18 protein-coding genes are annotated in these 17,182 nt (G+C 48.9%); 10 read left to right on the forward strand and 8 right to left on the reverse strand.

Annotation, left to right across the window (positions count from 1 at the left end):
- Nucleotides 1-14: 14 nt before the first annotated feature.
- The 4 genes from BACCOPRO_RS05390 to BACCOPRO_RS05405 all read right to left on the reverse strand — a co-directional run bounded on the left by BACCOPRO_RS05390 (nt 15) and on the right by BACCOPRO_RS05405 (nt 5,730).
- Nucleotides 15-1,733 (reverse strand): hypothetical protein, encoded by a 1,719-nt coding sequence (locus BACCOPRO_RS05390; protein ID WP_008141677.1) that lies wholly within the window; start codon nt 1,731-1,733, stop codon nt 15-17.
- A 62-nt stretch (nt 1,734-1,795) separates the two neighbouring features.
- The gene (locus tag BACCOPRO_RS17440; protein ID WP_008141679.1) at nt 1,796-2,995 is read right to left on the reverse strand and encodes a DUF4934 domain-containing protein; all 1,200 of its coding nucleotides are present in this window, start codon (nt 2,993-2,995) and stop codon (nt 1,796-1,798) included.
- 258 nt (nt 2,996-3,253) lie between these two features.
- The gene (locus BACCOPRO_RS05400; protein ID WP_040311237.1) at nt 3,254-4,267 is read right to left on the reverse strand and encodes an endonuclease/exonuclease/phosphatase family protein; all 1,014 of its coding nucleotides are present in this window, start codon (nt 4,265-4,267) and stop codon (nt 3,254-3,256) included.
- 5 nt (nt 4,268-4,272) lie between these two features.
- On the reverse strand, nt 4,273-5,730 hold the full coding sequence (locus BACCOPRO_RS05405; protein ID WP_008141681.1) for an aminoacyl-histidine dipeptidase: 1,458 nt from the start codon (nt 5,728-5,730) through the stop codon (nt 4,273-4,275).
- Nucleotides 5,731-5,882: 152 nt separating this feature from the next.
- Between BACCOPRO_RS05405 and BACCOPRO_RS05410 the strand changes: the two genes are divergently transcribed.
- The 4 genes from BACCOPRO_RS05410 (at nt 5,883) to BACCOPRO_RS05425 (ending at nt 7,599) form a co-directional block, all read left to right on the forward strand.
- The gene (locus BACCOPRO_RS05410) at nt 5,883-6,116 is read left to right on the forward strand and encodes a hypothetical protein (RefSeq protein ID WP_008141683.1); all 234 of its coding nucleotides are present in this window, start codon (nt 5,883-5,885) and stop codon (nt 6,114-6,116) included.
- Nucleotides 6,117-6,142: 26 nt separating this feature from the next.
- Complete coding sequence (locus tag BACCOPRO_RS05415; RefSeq protein WP_040311238.1) at nt 6,143-6,748, forward strand: OmpH family outer membrane protein; 606 nt, start codon at nt 6,143-6,145, stop codon at nt 6,746-6,748.
- A gap of 98 nt (nt 6,749-6,846) precedes the next feature.
- Nucleotides 6,847-7,227, forward strand: coding sequence for an L-rhamnose mutarotase (locus BACCOPRO_RS05420; RefSeq protein WP_008141685.1), 381 nt, complete (start codon nt 6,847-6,849; stop codon nt 7,225-7,227).
- A 75-nt stretch (nt 7,228-7,302) separates the two neighbouring features.
- On the forward strand, nt 7,303-7,599 hold the full coding sequence (locus BACCOPRO_RS05425; protein WP_008141686.1) for a thioredoxin family protein: 297 nt from the start codon (nt 7,303-7,305) through the stop codon (nt 7,597-7,599).
- Nucleotides 7,600-7,606: 7 nt separating this feature from the next.
- Here the strand turns inward: BACCOPRO_RS05425 and BACCOPRO_RS05430 are convergent, their stop codons facing one another.
- Both BACCOPRO_RS05430 and udk read right to left on the reverse strand, forming a co-directional pair.
- A complete protein-coding gene (locus tag BACCOPRO_RS05430; protein ID WP_008141687.1) occupies nt 7,607-8,986 on the reverse strand; it encodes an MltF family protein in 1,380 nt (459 codons plus the stop codon).
- Entirely contained in the window at nt 8,983-9,594 is a 612-nt protein-coding gene (gene udk / locus BACCOPRO_RS05435; protein ID WP_008141689.1) for a uridine kinase, read from the reverse strand. The genes BACCOPRO_RS05430 and udk overlap by 4 nt, the downstream gene beginning before the upstream one ends.
- Before the next feature lie 72 nt (nt 9,595-9,666).
- Between udk and BACCOPRO_RS05440 the strand changes: the two genes are divergently transcribed.
- From BACCOPRO_RS05440 to hisB, 5 genes are all read left to right on the forward strand, one after another.
- Complete coding sequence (locus BACCOPRO_RS05440; RefSeq protein WP_008141691.1) at nt 9,667-9,972, forward strand: Dabb family protein; 306 nt, start codon at nt 9,667-9,669, stop codon at nt 9,970-9,972.
- Nucleotides 9,973-10,183: 211 nt separating this feature from the next.
- Nucleotides 10,184-11,035, forward strand: coding sequence for an ATP phosphoribosyltransferase (gene hisG / locus BACCOPRO_RS05445; protein ID WP_008141692.1), 852 nt, complete (start codon nt 10,184-10,186; stop codon nt 11,033-11,035).
- Nucleotides 11,036-11,058: 23 nt separating this feature from the next.
- A complete protein-coding gene (hisD, locus tag BACCOPRO_RS05450) occupies nt 11,059-12,342 on the forward strand; it encodes a histidinol dehydrogenase (RefSeq protein WP_008141693.1) in 1,284 nt (427 codons plus the stop codon).
- 3 nt (nt 12,343-12,345) lie between these two features.
- Nucleotides 12,346-13,386, forward strand: a complete 1,041-nt coding sequence (gene hisC, locus BACCOPRO_RS05455) for a histidinol-phosphate transaminase (RefSeq protein ID WP_008141694.1) — start codon at nt 12,346-12,348, stop codon at nt 13,384-13,386.
- Nucleotides 13,387-13,396: 10 nt separating this feature from the next.
- The gene (gene hisB, locus BACCOPRO_RS05460; protein ID WP_008141695.1) at nt 13,397-14,518 is read left to right on the forward strand and encodes a bifunctional histidinol-phosphatase/imidazoleglycerol-phosphate dehydratase HisB; all 1,122 of its coding nucleotides are present in this window, start codon (nt 13,397-13,399) and stop codon (nt 14,516-14,518) included.
- Nucleotides 14,519-14,849: 331 nt separating this feature from the next.
- On the opposite strand, the gene BACCOPRO_RS05465 is transcribed toward hisB, so the two are convergent.
- Nucleotides 14,850-15,638, reverse strand: coding sequence for a response regulator transcription factor (locus BACCOPRO_RS05465; protein WP_008141697.1), 789 nt, complete (start codon nt 15,636-15,638; stop codon nt 14,850-14,852).
- 78 nt (nt 15,639-15,716) lie between these two features.
- Here BACCOPRO_RS05465 and BACCOPRO_RS05470 point away from each other — a divergent pair, with 78 nt between their 5' ends.
- Complete coding sequence (locus tag BACCOPRO_RS05470) at nt 15,717-16,367, forward strand: DUF1349 domain-containing protein (RefSeq protein WP_008141698.1); 651 nt, start codon at nt 15,717-15,719, stop codon at nt 16,365-16,367.
- Nucleotides 16,368-16,392: 25 nt separating this feature from the next.
- Here the strand turns inward: BACCOPRO_RS05470 and BACCOPRO_RS05475 are convergent, their stop codons facing one another.
- Nucleotides 16,393-17,133 (reverse strand): DNA alkylation repair protein, encoded by a 741-nt coding sequence (locus BACCOPRO_RS05475; protein WP_008141699.1) that lies wholly within the window; start codon nt 17,131-17,133, stop codon nt 16,393-16,395.
- Nucleotides 17,134-17,182 lie beyond the last annotated feature (49 nt).

Consider the following 17,182-nt stretch of genomic DNA (forward strand, 5'->3'; position numbering starts at 1 on the left):
AATAAACATTCTTTTTAATTCACCATGAAGATACGGGAACGAAATTCCTCCTTACTTCCCTGAGAAAGTCCCATCTTCCTGCAAATCCGATAGACAGTCCGTTCTACGGAACGGGACTGCACTCCCAGCAACAAGGCCATCTCATCAAACCCAAGTCCCAGCCGGCACAAATAACAGATGTCCTTTTCGCCATTGGTCAGTGAGGGATAACGGATTGCCAGGCGTTCGGCCCAGCAATCAAGGGAAAGGTTCATCCAGTGCTCCAGAGCCGAACGGTCCGAAGAAGGATGATATGCCGGTGTCTTTCGGGACACAACCTGCAAATAAACCTGAGCCGCTTCAATTGCTTCCACGGAGAGCGAAATATGTTTTGAACGGAAAGTCGTTTCCAACTGACGGATGCGTATCTCTTTACTTTTCTTTTCAGCCTCAAGTGCCATCAGCTTCTCCTGAAACGTACGGGCTTCCCCCTGATTATCGTCAATCTGCTCCTGCAAGGAGTCTATCTGCTGTTGCAGGCAGGCTACTTCATGTCTGGAACGCTTCAGCAGTTCCATTCGCTGTTTCCGGAAGAAAGACCAGCCGAGAAAGACAAGTAATGCCAGTGAAGACAAAACGGCAACCGTCAGCAGAACTGTCAGTGCCCAACGATTCCGGAAAGCATCATTCTGACGTTCCAAAGCCGAACAGTCATACCGTTTCTCTATCTCCAGCAGATCAGCACGGGTATCCGATGTGACCGTCAGTTCCATTGCCTCTGCATAATGCTGCATCTGGAGAAGTGCCTCTGCCGTTTTTCCTTCCGCCTGCAAAGTCTCTGCCATTTTCCGGAAAGCTTTGGCCCGCATGAAAGGGAACGAACTTTTTGCAACCTCCCGAAGGAGGCTGTCTGCCCTTACAGGGTTTCCCGTCTGAAGACAAACCTCTGCCAAAGTCAGTTCATAAAGATGCCGGTCTTCCTTCGTAACAGTCCGGTCCATTGCCAGAAGCAAGAAATCGGTTGCTTCCGGCCAACGATAGTCATCCATGGCTTTCAGGGCCGACCGATAATAAATCTTTTCCTGAGATGCAAAGTCCATCCGTTCAATCACATCCGACAATGTTTCATACATCAGGCGCTTTTCTTCCCGATAGGCATCAGAACCTTTCACCTGCATCGAAGGAGGAATCAGAATCCAGTCTGCCTTTACTTCATTCCAGGCCTGAAGAGAAAGCTTCAGGTCCAATGCCTTTCTGAAATAACCGATAGCCGATTCATAACCGGAATGGCGGGCCATCAGGTTTCCCAATGCCGTATAAATCAGAAAACGCGTACGCCGGTCATCACCGGACGCCGAAGCTTCCTCTGCCTGCTTGTAGTTTAACAAAGCTTCCTCTTCCTTCCCCTGGTTCTCATAGACATACCCTTTATAAAAACAGGCCAGTGCCTTATCATCCGCCGATCCATACACCTTATTATATATACAGGCTGCCTCTACCAGCGAATCCGGTGGCAAGGTTCTCCCACTGCGACAGGTGGCCTGCACCGTCAATAAGGCGTATCGGGCATAATCTTCCGGAGAAAGCTTTTCGGGAAAAGCGATGGAACGCAGCACCTGACAGGCAGAATCCGGGTCCGACCAGACATAATATTTTCCCCAGGCCAGTTGCGGTACGGACTGCTCTTTGTGACATGAAACGAAGAAACAGGCAGACGCCACCAGCCAGAGGGAAACAGATATAAGAATTTTCATTCAAGTTATTTTTCAATTACCTTCACAAAAATACGTTCTTCCTTTGAAATATACGAATCCGGTCAGCGGAATGTATAGATAATAACCACCGGATTCTGATCCGGACCAGTCTGTAAAGCCTCCGGAGCATGTTGCAGATATCCCTGTTCCCTCAACTCTTCCAGTAAGGTTGTATTCACGACCTGCACACGTACCTGATCACCGTATACATAACAGGGCCAGAAAGGAATTCCTCCGTCCACATCATTGTCCAGTCCGGCAATATTTCCGTCACCGAGTCCATACGACATCTCCTGAAAAGTTTCATTGACAGGTGTAGAACTGAGCTTCCGGCTCTCTTTGTCCAGACGAAGAATATAGAAGCGTCCATCTTCTCCTCTCATGATCCGGAAAAAGAAACAGCGGTCTGTTTCCAGAAATCCATACAGATCCAGAGCTCCAGCCAGAGATGCTCCTCCGGTTTGCATGTAATTGATGTCTGCAATCTGCTCATAATATTCTTTCCCGTTCCGGCGATCCAGCACAACAGCCGGCGAGATTCCTCCGGAAGTAACCCGGAACAAAGTATCATTGCAGGGAGTATAGGCTACAACGGAAGCTGAATAAGGCATAAACTGAATTTCCTGCATATAGCGTACCTCCTGACCGAGAGACGGAGAAAAAGGATCTTTCCAGGCAGATATTTCCTGCTTCTCATTGGCAAGAGCCACGAGCCAGGGCGACTGTGCGAAAGGAGTAACCGGCGCGCCTCCCAGAACAACATGTTCCCGATCCAGAAAGAAACGGTATCCGACTGCCTGTGAAACCAGCGTATCCCGCCGCAAAAAGGTTCCGTCGTAGCTATATACCCAAGCCGGAAGCTGACGGGCATTCAGATAGACTTCACGCCGGGAAGAATCGAGTGTCATGCTTTCAATGGCATATGGAGCATATTCCCCCGGCCCGTTTCCGGCTCTGCCCAGCTGGCGTACAAACTTCCCCTCACGGGTAAACTGAAAGATTTGCTGGGTCTTTCCGTTCTCTACAAAAATAAATTCATCATCCATAACCAGATTGCTTACATTACTGATCAGGCAGGAATCCGTTGTTTCAAGAGGAACATAAGAAACAGACGCCACATCTTCTTTTAAGGAAACCGGAGTTTCCGTACGGATTGCTTCGCGCACATCGGCTACCCACAGATGACGGGCCGATGGCTGATTCTGACACCCGGTCAATAACAGACCTGCTCCCAGCATAGCTGCATAAAAGTTTTTCTTCATGATATCTTTTATTTAAAGTTTAAGGCAAAGTTAGGGAGGAATCTGCAAAACGGGCAGACAAGGAATACAAACTTGAGCGACAGAATAACAGACTAAATACCAATGATTTAATCTTACAGAAAGATAATATGTGCGACAAACGGCAGTAAAATTCTGACGAGACTATATATCTGCCGGATCGTTATTCACCCAAAAAGGGCGATGAAATATCTTTCGAAACTTCATCGCCCTCTTATCTGATTTCAGGAATTCAGGTTCTTATTCTTCCTTCAGTTCCAGTTCCAGCAACACCGGCAAATGGTCACTGTATCCTCCATGATATTTCTTTCCCCAGTATGTACGCGACGGTGACTCGCCCCCATACCGGTCGTCTTCTTCGAGCAGGAAAGGAAATTTCAGGATCTGTGCATCTTCATATTTGGCACGGATACGTTCGTTACCTTCCAGCAGATAGCCGCTTACCATCATCTGATCGAGTGTTCCCCACTCTCCGCGATAACGATAAGTTCCGCCTTCCTTGCCGTCCATCAGATTATACAGGCGGGTCTTCTCTATCTGATCGCCCGGTCTGACGGCTCCGATTACTTCTGCAATGGAACGGTTGGAAGGATAATCGTTGAAGTCTCCCATTACGATCACATTGGGATGCTGACGAACTGCCATCACAGAGTCTGCAGCCCGTCTTAGATAACCTGCCGTGAAAAGACGATAAGGTTCACTCTGCTTCTCGCCGCCTGAACGGGATGGCATGTGACAGACAAATACATCCAGCGTATCTCCGGTCACAATCCGTCCGGACACATGCAGAATGTCACGGGTAGGCCGGCGGTCAATCTCCTTGCTGGGAATGCCGATGGCATGGGTAGACAGATGACGAAACGTGGCAGGCTGATACAGCAATACCACGTCAATACCCCGTTCGTCCGGAGACTGGGTAATGGCAAAGTCATAGCCGGCATCACGCAAAGGAGAGTTCTTCACCAGATCCTGTACGCAGTGTTCGTTCTCCACTTCGCACAATCCCACCAGATCAGGAACCTGCTTGTCTCCCGCCGCCAGGATCACTTTGGCTATTTTAGCCAGCTTGTCATAATAGCGGGCCTTCGTCCATCCTCTTGGGCTGTCCGGCTGAAACTCATAATCGTTCTTCAGGGAGTCATGGCTGCAGTCAAACAGATTCTCCACATTATATTCCATCACCCGGAACTTGTCCTGAGCCTGGGAAGGGGCTAGCGCACAGAAAAGCGCCAACCCGCTTAAAAAAGTTTTCAGGCTGATCATGCGTTCTCCGGTATATGTGCCAGTACATCCAGCAGATGATTCCAGAATTTTTCTACGGTCGGTATCAGCATCCGTTCGTCAGGAGAATGCACACCGCGCAAGGTCGGTCCGAATGAAACCATATCCAGTGAAGGATACTTTTCAAGGAACAGACCGCATTCCAGTCCGGCATGAATAGCTTTCACCTTCGGCTCGGTACCGAACAGACGCTTGTAGCTTTCCACTGCCACATTCAGGATTTCGGAAGAAGGATTCGGTTTCCAGCCCGGATAACCGTCTCCGGTTTCCACGTCAGCTCCACCCAGAATGAAAGCTGAACGAACCATCTGTGACATATCTTTCCGTGAAGAAAGAATGGAACTGCGCTGACTGGTTACTACTACAATCTTTCCGTCACGCTGCTTGATGGAAGCCAGGTTGGAAGAAGTTTCCACCAGTCCCGGGATATCCTGACTCATGGCATACACTCCATTGTGTACCGCATAGATGGAATGGAGGAAACGCTTCATGGCTTCTTTGTCCATCACTTCCGCACAGGCTGTTTCCGATTCCAGCTCCATGGTCAGATTCGGTTCCGTAACAGCGTATTCGTTTTCCACTTCAGCCAGGAAAACATTCAGATCCACCCGTACAGATTCCTTATCCTTCATCGGCACAGCACAGACCGCATGTGCTTCACGGGGAATGGCATTATGCAGATTTCCTCCGTCAATCTCACACAAGTGAAGGTCATACCGATCCATCAGCTGCATCAGATAGCGGTTCAGCAGCTTGTTTGCATTAGCCCGGTTTTTATTGATATCATCTCCTGAATGTCCTCCGGTCAGACCTTTGACAGCTACACGGAAAAAGAAATATCCTTCCGGAGCCTTTACCATCGGACAGGGGAAAGTGGCAGTCGTACCTGCTCCACCGGCACATCCGATAAAGAGCTCGCCTTCATCTTCCGAATCCAGGTTGATCAGGATATCTCCGCTCATGAATTCCTCCTTCAAGGCAAAAGCACCGGTCAGTCCTGTCTCTTCATCCACAGTGAACAAACATTCCAGCGGTCCATGTACCATATCCTTGTCAGCCAGTACTGCCAGCTGAGTAGCTACACCGATACCATTGTCGGCTCCCAGTGTCGTACCTTTCGCCTTCAGCCATTCACCGTCTACATAAGTTTCTATCGGATCTTTTTCAAAATCATGTACTGTATCGCGATTCTTCTCACACACCATATCCATGTGTGACTGCAAAACTACTTTCTTCAGATTTTCCTTACCCGGGAAGGCAGCTTTTCTGATCAGAACATTTCCTGCCTCATCCATCTGATATTCCAGACCATGAGATACCGCAAAGTTTACCAGATAAGTTCTGATTTTTTCTTCCTTCTTGGAAGGACGGGGAACCTGACAAACCTCTTCAAAATAGTGAAACACCGATGCTGGTTTCAAATCCTTTTTTTCCATACAAATTCATTCGTTGAAGTAAATAATCCGTTCTTTATTTCGCAAAAATAAGTTAAATACAGGGTTTAAAGCTGTATAAATACTTTTTTCAAGGCCAAAGCCAACAGACATAGTGACAAAAACTATATATTTGCAGCACAAAATTAATAGAAATGCTCAAGATTATCCTTATAACAATGTTAATAGTTGCTATCTGCATAGCACTATTATCCGTGAAAATTCTTTTTAAGAAGAATGGCCGTTTCCCGAATACCCATGTCAGCGGAAGCAAAGCCATGCGCAAAAGAGGCATCGGATGCGTTCAGTCACAAGACCGGGAAGCACAGAAAGACAACCCGCACGCAATCCCCGAACGGAGAAGTCTGGCCGAAGAAACGAATAACTAACAAAAATGATACTTATTACATTGATTATGAAAAAAGCAAAAAACATCTTGAAAGGTCTGTTAGCACTGGCTATCGTATTCCTGTTCACTCAGTGTACAGAAAATAAGAACACAACTCCCGCCCCGGCTGCTCCTGCTGCAGGAGGAAGTGTGGAAGGCATGAAAATCGCTTATGTGGAAATTGACTCATTACTGACTAAATACCGTTTCTGGAATGACTTGAACGAACTGATGATCCAGAAAGAAGAAAATATCCGTACGACCCTGAACGAAAAGGCAAAAGCTCTGGATGCAGCCATGAGAGACTTCCAGAGAAAATATGAAAACAACGGCTTTGTAAGTCAGGAAAGCGCACAGCAACAGCAGGCCCGCCTGATGAAACAGCAGCAGGAACTGCAACAGTTGCAGGAAAAACTCAGCAAAGAACTGGCCGATGAAAACCAGAAGAACAGCCTGCAGCTGAGAGACTCCATCAATTCTTTCCTGAAAATCTACAACAAGACTAAGGGATACAGCCTGATCATCAGCAACAGCGGTTTCGATAACCTGTTGTATGCAGACAAAGCTTTCGATATCACTCAGGAAATTGTAGACGGTCTGAATGCACGCTACACTCCGAACCTGAAGAAATAATTTCCAATCCTTTTATATAGACAGACACAGATTTCATGGAGGACATTCTGCTTCCCGGAGATCTGTGTCTGATTGTTTAACCACTTAATCTCCCGAAAATGACACAAGGATACCCCACCCGTAATTTCGGACAACCCACCAAACGGTATTGTCAGACTCTCGATCTGAAAAATGATCCTGAACTCATCAGAACTTATCAGATATACCACAGTGAATCAGAAATGTGGCCGGAAATATTGGAAGGCTTCCACACCATCGGCATTCTGGAAATGGAACTTTACCAGCTGGAGGAACGACTCTTCATGATTGTGGAAACTCCTCTTGACTTTGACTGGGACACAGCCATGGAACGGCTGGCAACGCTTCCCCGGCAGGCTGAATGGGAAGCTTTCGTTTCGCGCTTCCAGAAATGTTCGCCCGAAGACACGTCGAATGAAAAATGGAAAATGATGACCCGCATTTTCCATATTTATAAGTAAAAAATAACCTGAACAAAAATAACCTCCCAAATGTTATAACTAGAAAATAAGTAAAAACTATAACATTTGGGAGTTATGGAAACCTTTGATGAACTGATCTCTTCACCTGAGCCTGTGCTTGTGGACTTTCATGCAGAATGGTGCGCGCCTTGTCAGACAATGGTCAAGGTCTTGAAAAAGATTAAAGACCTGCAAGGAGAAGCTATGCACGTCATCAAGGTTGATATAGACAAGAATCCCTCCGTAGCCTCCCATTTTTTCATTCAGACTATACCCACGCTGATTCTTTTTAAGAACGGGAAGCAGGTATGGCGGCAGAGCGGTGTAATCGATCCCGTCAATCTGAACAAGATTATCAATATGTTCAAATAACCTGCCCTTATTTTATCTTTTTCCGGTAATCATCTGCCAGAGCAATCACCCGCTTGACAAAATTATAGGTTTCCGTCCCACGGAAATAACCGTTCTTACATACCGGATCCTGATAAAATTCCTCATTGCTTTTCAGAAGCATATAGTGTGCCACATGATGCTCCCAGACCGTGCTGCTCCGGCCATATTTCTCTGACAAAGCCATCGCATCAGTCACGTGACCGACTCCCGCATTATAGGCAGCCAGAACAAACTTCACCTGCTCGTCCTTGTCTTTTACCTTTCCGAAAGACTGCTGCAAGGCCGCAATATACTTAACCGCTGCTTTGACACTTTCTTCAGGATCCTGTTCTTTTCCGGCCGGAACTCCGAAAGAACGGGCCGTAGCCGGCATCAACTGCATCAGTCCTTTTGCTCCGGCCCACGACACAGCTTTCGGATCAAAGTTTGATTCCACGTAAGCCAACGACGCAAGCAGACGCCAGTCCCATCCGATTTCTTTGGCATAAGTCCGGAATAGCTGATCGAAATGTGAAATGCGTCCATCCTTTAAAGACAGAATCGTGCCATGCGGAACATGCTTGTTAAGTTCAAAGTATCGTTTGGCGCTGGCCTTAAATTCCGGCGAGTTGATATTCTCCTTGTGCCATTTGTCCGCAGCCTGTGCCAGCAGGGGTGAAGACTTCCGGACAGCCCATGAAGCACGCTGGTCGAAACTGATGGCCAGCCCTATATTCAGGTTCGGGTAATAGGTACGGTTGATCTTCGCGAGTTCATCCGTAGAAACGGTATAGTCAATCTTGCCTTCTGCCACCCAGGAAATCAGTTCTTCCGCCGAAATACTGTCAGCAGCAATCGTATGGATCTGTATGCCTCCTCCCAGTTCTTTGTCCAGGTTGATCAGACGTTCCTGATACTTTCCGGGCTGTACATATACCTCCTTGCCCACCAGCTGGGTAACATTCTTCAAGGCATCCTTCCCTTTCCGCTGCACCACCACCTGATGAGTGATATTGGCCTCGCCGCAATAAATCACACTGTCTTTCAGGGCATTCGTCACCGGCAGATTATAGGCGATCAGGTCTCCTTCGCCATTCAGAAGCTGACGGACCAGTTCTTCCGTGTTTTTCACGACCTTCAATTTCAGCTTGACGCCCAATGAAGCCGCGAACTGCTGAGCCAGTTCATACTGGAATCCCATCGGTTCACCCCGATAATTGAAATAGGAAGTGGAACCGTTGACCGTCAGTACCACCAGCTCTCCCCGGTCAATGATTTGCGGCAAATCATTCTCCTCACCCGTTTCTTCCGAATGATTCGAACCGGAATGGCAGGCCAGCAGACAGCCTATCAGCAGACACAGACAGCATAACCTCCCCCACTTCATCGGCCGACGATCTTCTCAATATACATTTTCAGGATTTCAATGGCCTTCCGGTTATGACCTCCCTGAGGAATGATCAGGTCGGCAATGCGTTTGGCAGGCTCTATAAATTCCAGGTGCATGGGCTTAAGCACCTTTACATAACGTTCCATCACCGCTTCGGCCGTCCGTCCGCGTTCCACGACATCCCGCTGGATCACCCGAATCAGGCGTTCGTCCGGATCAGCATCCACAAAAATACGCAAGTCCATCAGTTCACACAGTTTCCGGTCGCTCAAAGCCAGAATCCCTTCAATAATCACCACCTTGCGCGGCTCTACATGGACAGTTTCCGGCTGACGGGTACAGGTCAGGAAAGAATAAACCGGCTGTTCGATCGCCTCTCCGCGACGCAACATCTCGATGTGCTGCGAAAGCAGTTCCCAGTCGAATGCATTCGGATGGTCAAAGTTAATGTCCTGACGCTTTTCCACAGGGACATGGCTGCTGTCCTTATAGTATGAATCCAAAGGAAGGATTACCACTTCATCTTTCGACAGACTCTCTACAATCTTTCTCACTACAGTTGTTTTTCCGGAGCCTGTACCTCCTGCAATTCCGATGATAATCATAGCATATTTCAATTATTAATTATACATTTGCAATGTTATACAAAAATACGATAATTCATAAAAAAAACAACTATGGTCAAGCACATTGTTTTATTCAAATTGAAAGAAAGTCTCCCTCAGGAGGAAAAACTAGACATCATGAACCGTTTCAAAGCAGCCATCGAGGCCCTGCCCTCCAAGATAAGTGTCATCCGGAAGATCTTTGTCGGTCTTAACTGTAATGCCGATGAAAAGTGGGACATCTGTCTGGAAAGTGAATTCGACAGCCTGAAAGACGTCAGCTTCTATGCCCAGCACCCCGATCATCTGGCTGCAGCCGGAATCCTGAAAGAGGCCAAGGAAGACCGCGCATGTGTGGATTACGAAGTTTTTTCCTAAAAAATATTTGGATTTTTAATTTGTAGTCTCTACTTTTGTGGAAACTAAAAGAAAAAAGAACCATGATTTTTACAGCTACACATCATCACCACCATCATCATTACCTAACGAATGAACGGTAGGCTGACGACGCGTGTAGTTAACTGATACAAGAGGCTTGCTGTTATATATTGACGGTAAGCCTCTTTTTTTACATTTAAAATTTCATACTATGCTAAGAATCGCTGTACAATCCAAAGGTCGTCTGTTCGAAGACACAATGACTCTTCTCGCCGAAGCAGACATCAAGCTGTCCACTTCGAAACGTACGTTGCTCACCCAGTCCTCCAACTTTCCGGTAGAGGTGTTGTTCCTGCGTGACGACGATATCCCGCAATGCGTTGCCAGCGGAGTGGCCGATCTGGGAATCGTAGGTGAAAATGAATTCGTAGAACGGGCTGAAGAAGCCGACATCGCCTACCGCCTGGGATTCAGCAAATGCCGCCTCTCACTGGCCATCCCAAAAGAAACAGAATACAACGGACCGGAATGGTTCAACGGAAAGAAAATAGCTACGTCCTATCCGGGCATCCTGCAAAGCTATCTCGAAAAGAACCAGATCAAGGCAGATATCCACGTCATTACCGGATCGGTGGAAATTGCTCCGGGAATCGGACTGGCCGATGCAATCTTCGATATCGTAAGTTCCGGATCTACCCTCATCAGCAACAACCTGAAAGAAGTGGAAGTGGTGATGAAAAGCGAAGCCCTGCTCATTGCCAACAAGCAGCTCAGCGAAGAGAAGCAGGAAATCCTGAACGAACTGATCTTCCGCATACAGGCCGTACAGGCAGCTGAAGAAAAGAAATACGTGCTGATGAACGTACCGACCGACAAGATCGATGCCATTCTGGAAGTATTGCCCGGTATCAAAAGCCCGACCATCATGCCGCTGGCCACCGAAGGATGGAGCAGCATTCATACGGTGCTCGACCAGAAACGCTTCTGGGACATTATCGGAAAGCTGAAGGCCATCGGTGCACAAGGCATATTGGTTCTTCCCATCGAAAAAATGATTATCTGACATTTACCTTATTCCATACAACTATGAACATCATCCGATACCCCAATCCCGACGAATGGGATGCATTACTGAAACGTCCGACCTTAAATTCAGAAGACCTGAACGAGACGGTACGCGAAATTCTGAACCGCGTCCGCACGGAAGGCGACAAGGCCGTACGTGACTGCGAAGAACAGTTTGACAAAGTCCGTCTGGACAATCTTCAGGTAACGCCCGAAGAATTTGACGAGGCTGAAAAGCTGACCAGCATCGAACTGAAGGCAGCCATCCTGCTGGCTTTGAATAACATCAAGACTTTCCATTCCGCACAACGCTTTGAAACCAAAAAGGTAACGACACTGCCTGGAGTAACCTGCTGGCAGAAAGCCGTAGCCATTGAGAAGGTGGGACTCTATATACCGGGCGGCATGGCTCCCCTGTTTTCTACGGTACTGATGCTGGCTACACCGGCACAGATTGCCGGATGCAAGGAAATTATCCTTTGCACACCTCCCGACAGAGAAGGCAAAATTCATCCTGCCATTCTGTATGCAGCCAAGGTAGCGGGAGTAACCCGGGTATTCAAGATCGGAGGTGTACAGGCTATCGGTGCCATGGCTTACGGCACCACAACCGTTCCCAAAGTCTACAAGATTTTCGGACCGGGCAACCAGTATGTCACCGCCGCCAAGCAGCAGGTTTCACTCCGGGACGTGGCTATCGACATGCCGGCAGGACCGTCGGAAGTAGCCGTTCTGGCAGATGAAACGGCAAATCCCACTTTCGTTGCCGCCGACCTTCTTTCACAGGCAGAGCACGGAAGAGACAGCCAGTCTCTGCTGATCACAACTTCCGAAAGCCTGTTGGAACAAACGGCTCAGGAAGTGGAACGCCAGCTGCAGGCACTCCCGCGCAAGGAAATAGCTTCCTGTTCACTGGATCACAGCAAACTGATTCTGGTGAAGAACACGGAAGAAGCTCTGCAAATGGTGAACCGTTACGCTCCAGAACACCTGATCATCGAAACCAGAGACTACGCAGAACTCGCAGAAAAGGTAGTCAATGCAGGATCCGTATTTCTGGGTTCCTACTCTCCCGAAAGTGCAGGCGACTATGCATCAGGCACGAACCACACGCTTCCGACCAACGGTTATGCCCGCGCTTACAGCGGTGTAAGTCTGGACAGCTTTATCCGGAAGATCACTTTCCAGGAAGTAACTCAGGAAGGAATCCGTACCATCGGCCCGGCTATTGAGATCATGGCTGCCAATGAATATTTGGATGCACACAAGAATGCGATTACCGTACGTTTAACAGACAAAAAATAAATCATGAAAGACTTGCAAGAACTGGTGCGTCCGAACATCCTCGCCCTGAAGCCGTATTCATCTGCACGCGATGAATACAAAGGCATTGAGGCTTCCGTGTTTCTGGACGCCAACGAAAATCCTTATAACAATCCCAACAACCGTTATCCGGATCCGTTGCAGAATGAGCTGAAAGCCCTGATCGCACCGATTAAAGGAGTGCGTGAGGAACAGATCTTCCTGGGTAACGGAAGCGATGAAGGCATTGACCTGGTCTACCGCATCTTCTGCCGTCCGGGAACAGACAATGTGGTAGCCATCGACCCGACTTACGGCATGTATCAGGTTTGTGCCGACATCAACGATGTGGAATACCGTAAAGTAAAGCTTGACGAGCATTTCCAGTTCAGGGCAGCAGACCTGCTGGCTGCAGCCGACGAGCAGACCAAACTGATGTTTCTCTGTTCGCCCAACAACCCGACCGGCAACGATCTGAGCCACGAGGAAATCCTGACACTGCTCCGGCAGTTCCAGGGAATTGTCATCGTCGACGAAGCCTATGCAGACTTTTCCGAGGCTCCGTCTTTCCTGTCCCGGCTGGACGAGTTTCCCAATCTGATCGTGCTTCAGACTTTTTCCAAAGCCTGGGGATGTGCAGCAATCCGACTGGGCATGGCCTTTGCCAGCCCCGAAATCATCGGACTGATGAACAAGATCAAATATCCCTACAACGTCAACCGCCTTACCCAGCAGGAAGCCATCCATATGCTGTACAAGCATCCGCAAGTGCTGCAATGGATCAAATCCCTGCAGGAAGAACGTACCCGCATGATGGAAGAATTCCGGAAACTGCCTTGCTGCCAGACCATCTTCCCTACGGATGCCAATTTCTTCCTGACGCGGGTAACGGACGCCAATGCCATCTATAATTACTTGGTTCATCAGGGAATCATCGTGCGCAACCGTACACACGTCAGCCTCTGTCACGACTGTCTGCGAATCACCATCGGAACGCGGCCGGAAAACAACGCCCTGCTGGAAGCATTGAGAGAATATAAAGCCTAGAACAACGCCTATGAAAAAAGTCTTATTCATCGACCGCGACGGAACACTTGTCATCGAACCGCCCATAGACTATCAGCTGGATGCCTTCGAAAAACTGGAATTCTATCCGAAGGTGTTCCGCAATCTCTACTTCATCCGGCATAAACTGGACTTCGAGTTTGTCATGGTGACCAATCAGGATGGACTGGGGACTCCGTCTTTTCCCGAAACAGACTTCTGGCCCGTGCACAACCTGATCATGAAGAGTCTGGAAAACGAAGGCATTACTTTCGACCGGGTGCTGATCGACCGGAGCTTCCCCGAGGACAACGCGCCGACCCGGAAACCGCGCACGGGCATGCTGACCGACTACCTCAACAATCCGGAATACGACCTGAGTGCCAGCTTTGTGATTGGCGACCGGGCAACCGACGTGGAACTGGCCCGGAACCTGGGCTGCAAGGCCATCCTCCTGCAGGACAACAAGGATCTGCTGAAGGAAAAGGATCTGGAGGATGTATGCGTGCTGGCCACCCGCGACTGGGACCGCGTGGCTGAATTCCTCTTTGCCGGAGAACGGATTGCGGAAGAACGCCGGACTACCAGGGAAACAGACATCTATATCCGCGTCAATCTGGACGGAAACGGAACCTGCGACATCCATACCGGACTGGGATTCTTCGACCACATGCTCGAACAGATCGGCAAACACGGAGGCATGGATCTGACCATTCACACGAAAGGAGATCTGGAAGTGGACGAACACCACACCATCGAAGATACGGCCATCTGCCTGGGAAGCTGCCTCCGAAAGGCACTGGGTGACAAGCGGGGCATCGAACGATACGGCTTCTGCCTGCCCATGGACGACTGTCTCTGCCAGGTGGCACTCGATTTCGGAGGACGTGCATGGCTTGTCTGGGATGCTGAATTCAAACGGGAACGCATCGGAGACATGCCGACCGAAATGTTCCTTCATTTCTTCAAGTCGTTCAGCGACGCCGCAGCCATGAACCTGAATATCCAGGCGAGCGGCACTAACGAGCACCACAAGATTGAAGGCATCTTCAAGGCTCTGGCCCGAAGCATCCGGATGGCTGCCCGAAGGGATATCCACCATTACGAAATTCCTTCCAGCAAAGGCTGCATCTGACACAGCCTCCAACAGAAATGCCGGTTACGCATGTGAAAGAACCTGTGCGTAACCGGCATTTCTGTTTTCCTTTCATCACCCGGAAGACTTCTGCATTCAAAAAAAGCCGCCGGGCTTTTTAAAAAACGTTTCGACGTTTCAGGGAAAAGAATTCGGGCTTTTCATCAAAAGAATTCGACGTTTTTTCCGGCCGGAATCGTGCGGTCATTGAAGCCGAATCGAGCGGTCGTTGCAGCTCAATCGAGCGGTCGTTGGGGCCCGATCGAGCGGTCGTTTTTTTGCATTGACCAGTCAATGCGAAGGTATCGTGCGGTCACTTCCCGCCCTTCATTCAGAAGAGGTCCAGCTCCCTGGCTACCCGGCACGCTTCGATGGAATTACTCACCCGAAGTTTCTTCAGAATCTCCTGCCGGTGCCGGCTGACCGTATTCACGCTGATGGAAAGCTGTTCGGCAATGGTCTTGCTCATCATTCCCTGATCAATCAGCCGGAGCACCTGCTTCTCCCTCTCGGTCAGGATACTTCCTGCATGGCATTTTTCCAGTCTTCTGACTTGTCCCGTCACCGCATGTACCACCACACAACCTTCCGGAAACTCCGTAAGCAACGGGTTATACAGGCACAGGGCAAGCCACAAGCCACGGTCCCAGGGAGCGGGTACATAAAACATCCGATGCAATGCGGGCTGATAATTGCCCGAATCATCCCGCATTCTCAGGCGGCTTGACAGATAATAATCCTTCCGGTTCTTCTCCGGAAGACGGCTGATCCAATGAAGAAAACGCAGCTCCTGCAAATACTTCTCATGCAAGTCATCCGGATGGATCAGGCGGAGGATATTCTCTTCCCAGATGGAATCCACCTGCTCAGCAGAAACGCTGCCGGCCAGCCCCAGCGTCCGGGCAAAGCCGCCATAATAGATATAACTGAAGTCCGAACGCATATCGCTCAACACGGCAACAGCATTCTCCATCACCGCATACCCCCGCGCAATGCCTTTGTACATTTCGAGTTCTTCCTGATACGCGGCTTTTCCCCGAGGAATAAAATCCTGCTTCAACAACTTTCTGTTCAGTTTATCTACAATGTCCATACCGATAAAATGGTTATTAATAATCATTGCACGTCCTGCTTCAGGATGCTACCTTTGCAAAAGTAATCAAAAAAGAATCATAATTCAGACTAACCAACAAGCAAGATGAAAAAACTGTTAGCAGGCGCTGCCTTGCTGCTGTCCTTACAGACCGGCATGGCACAGTCACTGGAAAAAATGCAATGGTTCAACGAACCGGAACAATGGGAAATCAAAGACAAGACACTTTCCCTGTTCGTCACTCCGCAAAGCGACTACTGGCGTATCTCACATTATGGATTTACCGTAGACGACGCACCTTTTTACTATGCAACCTACGGAGGGGAATTCGAAGCGAAGGTAAAGATCACCGGAGACTATCAGGCCCGTTTCGACCAGGCCGGCATCATGATCCGTATCGACCACAAGAACTACATCAAGGCCGGTATTGAGTTTGTAGACGGGAAATATAACCTGAGCACCGTTGTCACCCACAATACATCAGACTGGAGTGTCATCACCCTGGAAAAAGCCGTTCCCTATATCTGGATCAAAGCGGTCAGACGGCTCGATGCGGTGGAAATCTTCTATTCATTCGATGACAAGAACTATACACTGATGCGGAATGCCTGGCTCCAGGACAACACACCTGTGCAGGTGGGACTGATGGCTGCCTGCCCGGACGGAAAAGGATTCAAGGCTACTTTCGAACATTTCAAGGTGAAACACCTGCCCGATCAGCGCAGACTGGAATGGCTGAGAAAAAACGCTGAATAGCGTATCGCAGCCTCCCGGCCGGAACTTACTCCATGACGTTCCTCTGCTTGTCGGAGGGACGCTTCATGGAACGGATCAAGGTTTTGGTGTCCTTGTCCACCCGACAGGATTCCACAATCTTCTGTAATGTCTTGTTATAGGTAAAGGTGTCCAACGAATTGTTTTTCAGATACTCCATGGTACGTTCCGGAAACTTGACGAAACAGACGGACAGGGCCCAGGCTACTGCCATCTTTACATAATAGCCTTCGTGACGGATGGAATCATAACAGGCCAAGAGTTCCTCCAGATGGGCTTCATCGACAAAATAACTCATTGACATGACTACGCCGAAACGCACTTCATATTCTCCGTCCGCATTCATCCATTGTTTCAGATATTCCCACAGACGTCCGGCATGACGGTCCACAAAACGCTGTCCTCCCGCGAACTTGAATGTGTCGCACACAGACCAGCTGTTGATCATCCAGACAAAACAAGTCACCCGATGCAGATAGACTTCCAGGTCTTCGTCGGGGCGAATGCATCCGAGCACCATCCCATAGAGCATACGCTCTTCCATATAGAACGTGTCCGACGTTTCCAGAAAACGTTCCCAGTCTGTCCGGGCAATACGGGCTGCCAGCCTGCGAAGATCCGGGACACGTATGCCCAGCACATGCTCTACGCCGGGATTCAGGCTTTCGGTAAACGGCTTGTTTCCCTTTTCCGCCAGTTCCAGCAGATGCTCCTTGATGATGAGATCATCCAACGTATAAGTTTTCATTTCGCTTCATCTTTAAAAATCTCCGCAAAAGTAATAACAATTCAGATAC

This window comes from Phocaeicola coprophilus DSM 18228 = JCM 13818 (assembly GCF_000157915.1).
Classification (GTDB): domain Bacteria; phylum Bacteroidota; class Bacteroidia; order Bacteroidales; family Bacteroidaceae; genus Phocaeicola; species Phocaeicola coprophilus.

Excerpts from the sequence above, each read along its gene's own strand:
- BACCOPRO_RS05440 (WP_008141691.1), top strand. The coding sequence starts at position 9,667 with ATGGTCAAGCACATTGTTTTATTCAAATTGAAAGAAAGTCTCCCTCAG.
- hisB (WP_008141695.1), top strand. The coding sequence starts at position 13,397 with ATGAAAAAAGTCTTATTCATCGACCGCGACGGAACACTTGTCATCGAA.
- BACCOPRO_RS05390 (WP_008141677.1), bottom strand. The coding sequence starts at position 1,733 with ATGAAAATTCTTATATCTGTTTCCCTCTGGCTGGTGGCGTCTGCCTGT.
- hisD (WP_008141693.1), top strand. The coding sequence starts at position 11,059 with ATGAACATCATCCGATACCCCAATCCCGACGAATGGGATGCATTACTG.
- BACCOPRO_RS05410 (WP_008141683.1), top strand. The coding sequence starts at position 5,883 with ATGCTCAAGATTATCCTTATAACAATGTTAATAGTTGCTATCTGCATA.
- hisC (WP_008141694.1), top strand. The coding sequence starts at position 12,346 with ATGAAAGACTTGCAAGAACTGGTGCGTCCGAACATCCTCGCCCTGAAG.
- BACCOPRO_RS05420 (WP_008141685.1), top strand. The coding sequence starts at position 6,847 with ATGACACAAGGATACCCCACCCGTAATTTCGGACAACCCACCAAACGG.
- BACCOPRO_RS05415 (WP_040311238.1), top strand. The coding sequence starts at position 6,143 with ATGAAAAAAGCAAAAAACATCTTGAAAGGTCTGTTAGCACTGGCTATC.
- BACCOPRO_RS05430 (WP_008141687.1), bottom strand. The coding sequence starts at position 8,986 with ATGAAGTGGGGGAGGTTATGCTGTCTGTGTCTGCTGATAGGCTGTCTG.
- udk (WP_008141689.1), bottom strand. The coding sequence starts at position 9,594 with ATGATTATCATCGGAATTGCAGGAGGTACAGGCTCCGGAAAAACAACT.
- BACCOPRO_RS17440 (WP_008141679.1), bottom strand. The coding sequence starts at position 2,995 with ATGAAGAAAAACTTTTATGCAGCTATGCTGGGAGCAGGTCTGTTATTG.
- BACCOPRO_RS05475 (WP_008141699.1), bottom strand. The coding sequence starts at position 17,133 with ATGAAAACTTATACGTTGGATGATCTCATCATCAAGGAGCATCTGCTG.
- BACCOPRO_RS05405 (WP_008141681.1), bottom strand. The coding sequence starts at position 5,730 with ATGGAAAAAAAGGATTTGAAACCAGCATCGGTGTTTCACTATTTTGAA.
- hisG (WP_008141692.1), top strand. The coding sequence starts at position 10,184 with ATGCTAAGAATCGCTGTACAATCCAAAGGTCGTCTGTTCGAAGACACA.
- BACCOPRO_RS05465 (WP_008141697.1), bottom strand. The coding sequence starts at position 15,638 with ATGATTATTAATAACCATTTTATCGGTATGGACATTGTAGATAAACTG.
- BACCOPRO_RS05470 (WP_008141698.1), top strand. The coding sequence starts at position 15,717 with ATGAAAAAACTGTTAGCAGGCGCTGCCTTGCTGCTGTCCTTACAGACC.
- BACCOPRO_RS05425 (WP_008141686.1), top strand. The coding sequence starts at position 7,303 with ATGGAAACCTTTGATGAACTGATCTCTTCACCTGAGCCTGTGCTTGTG.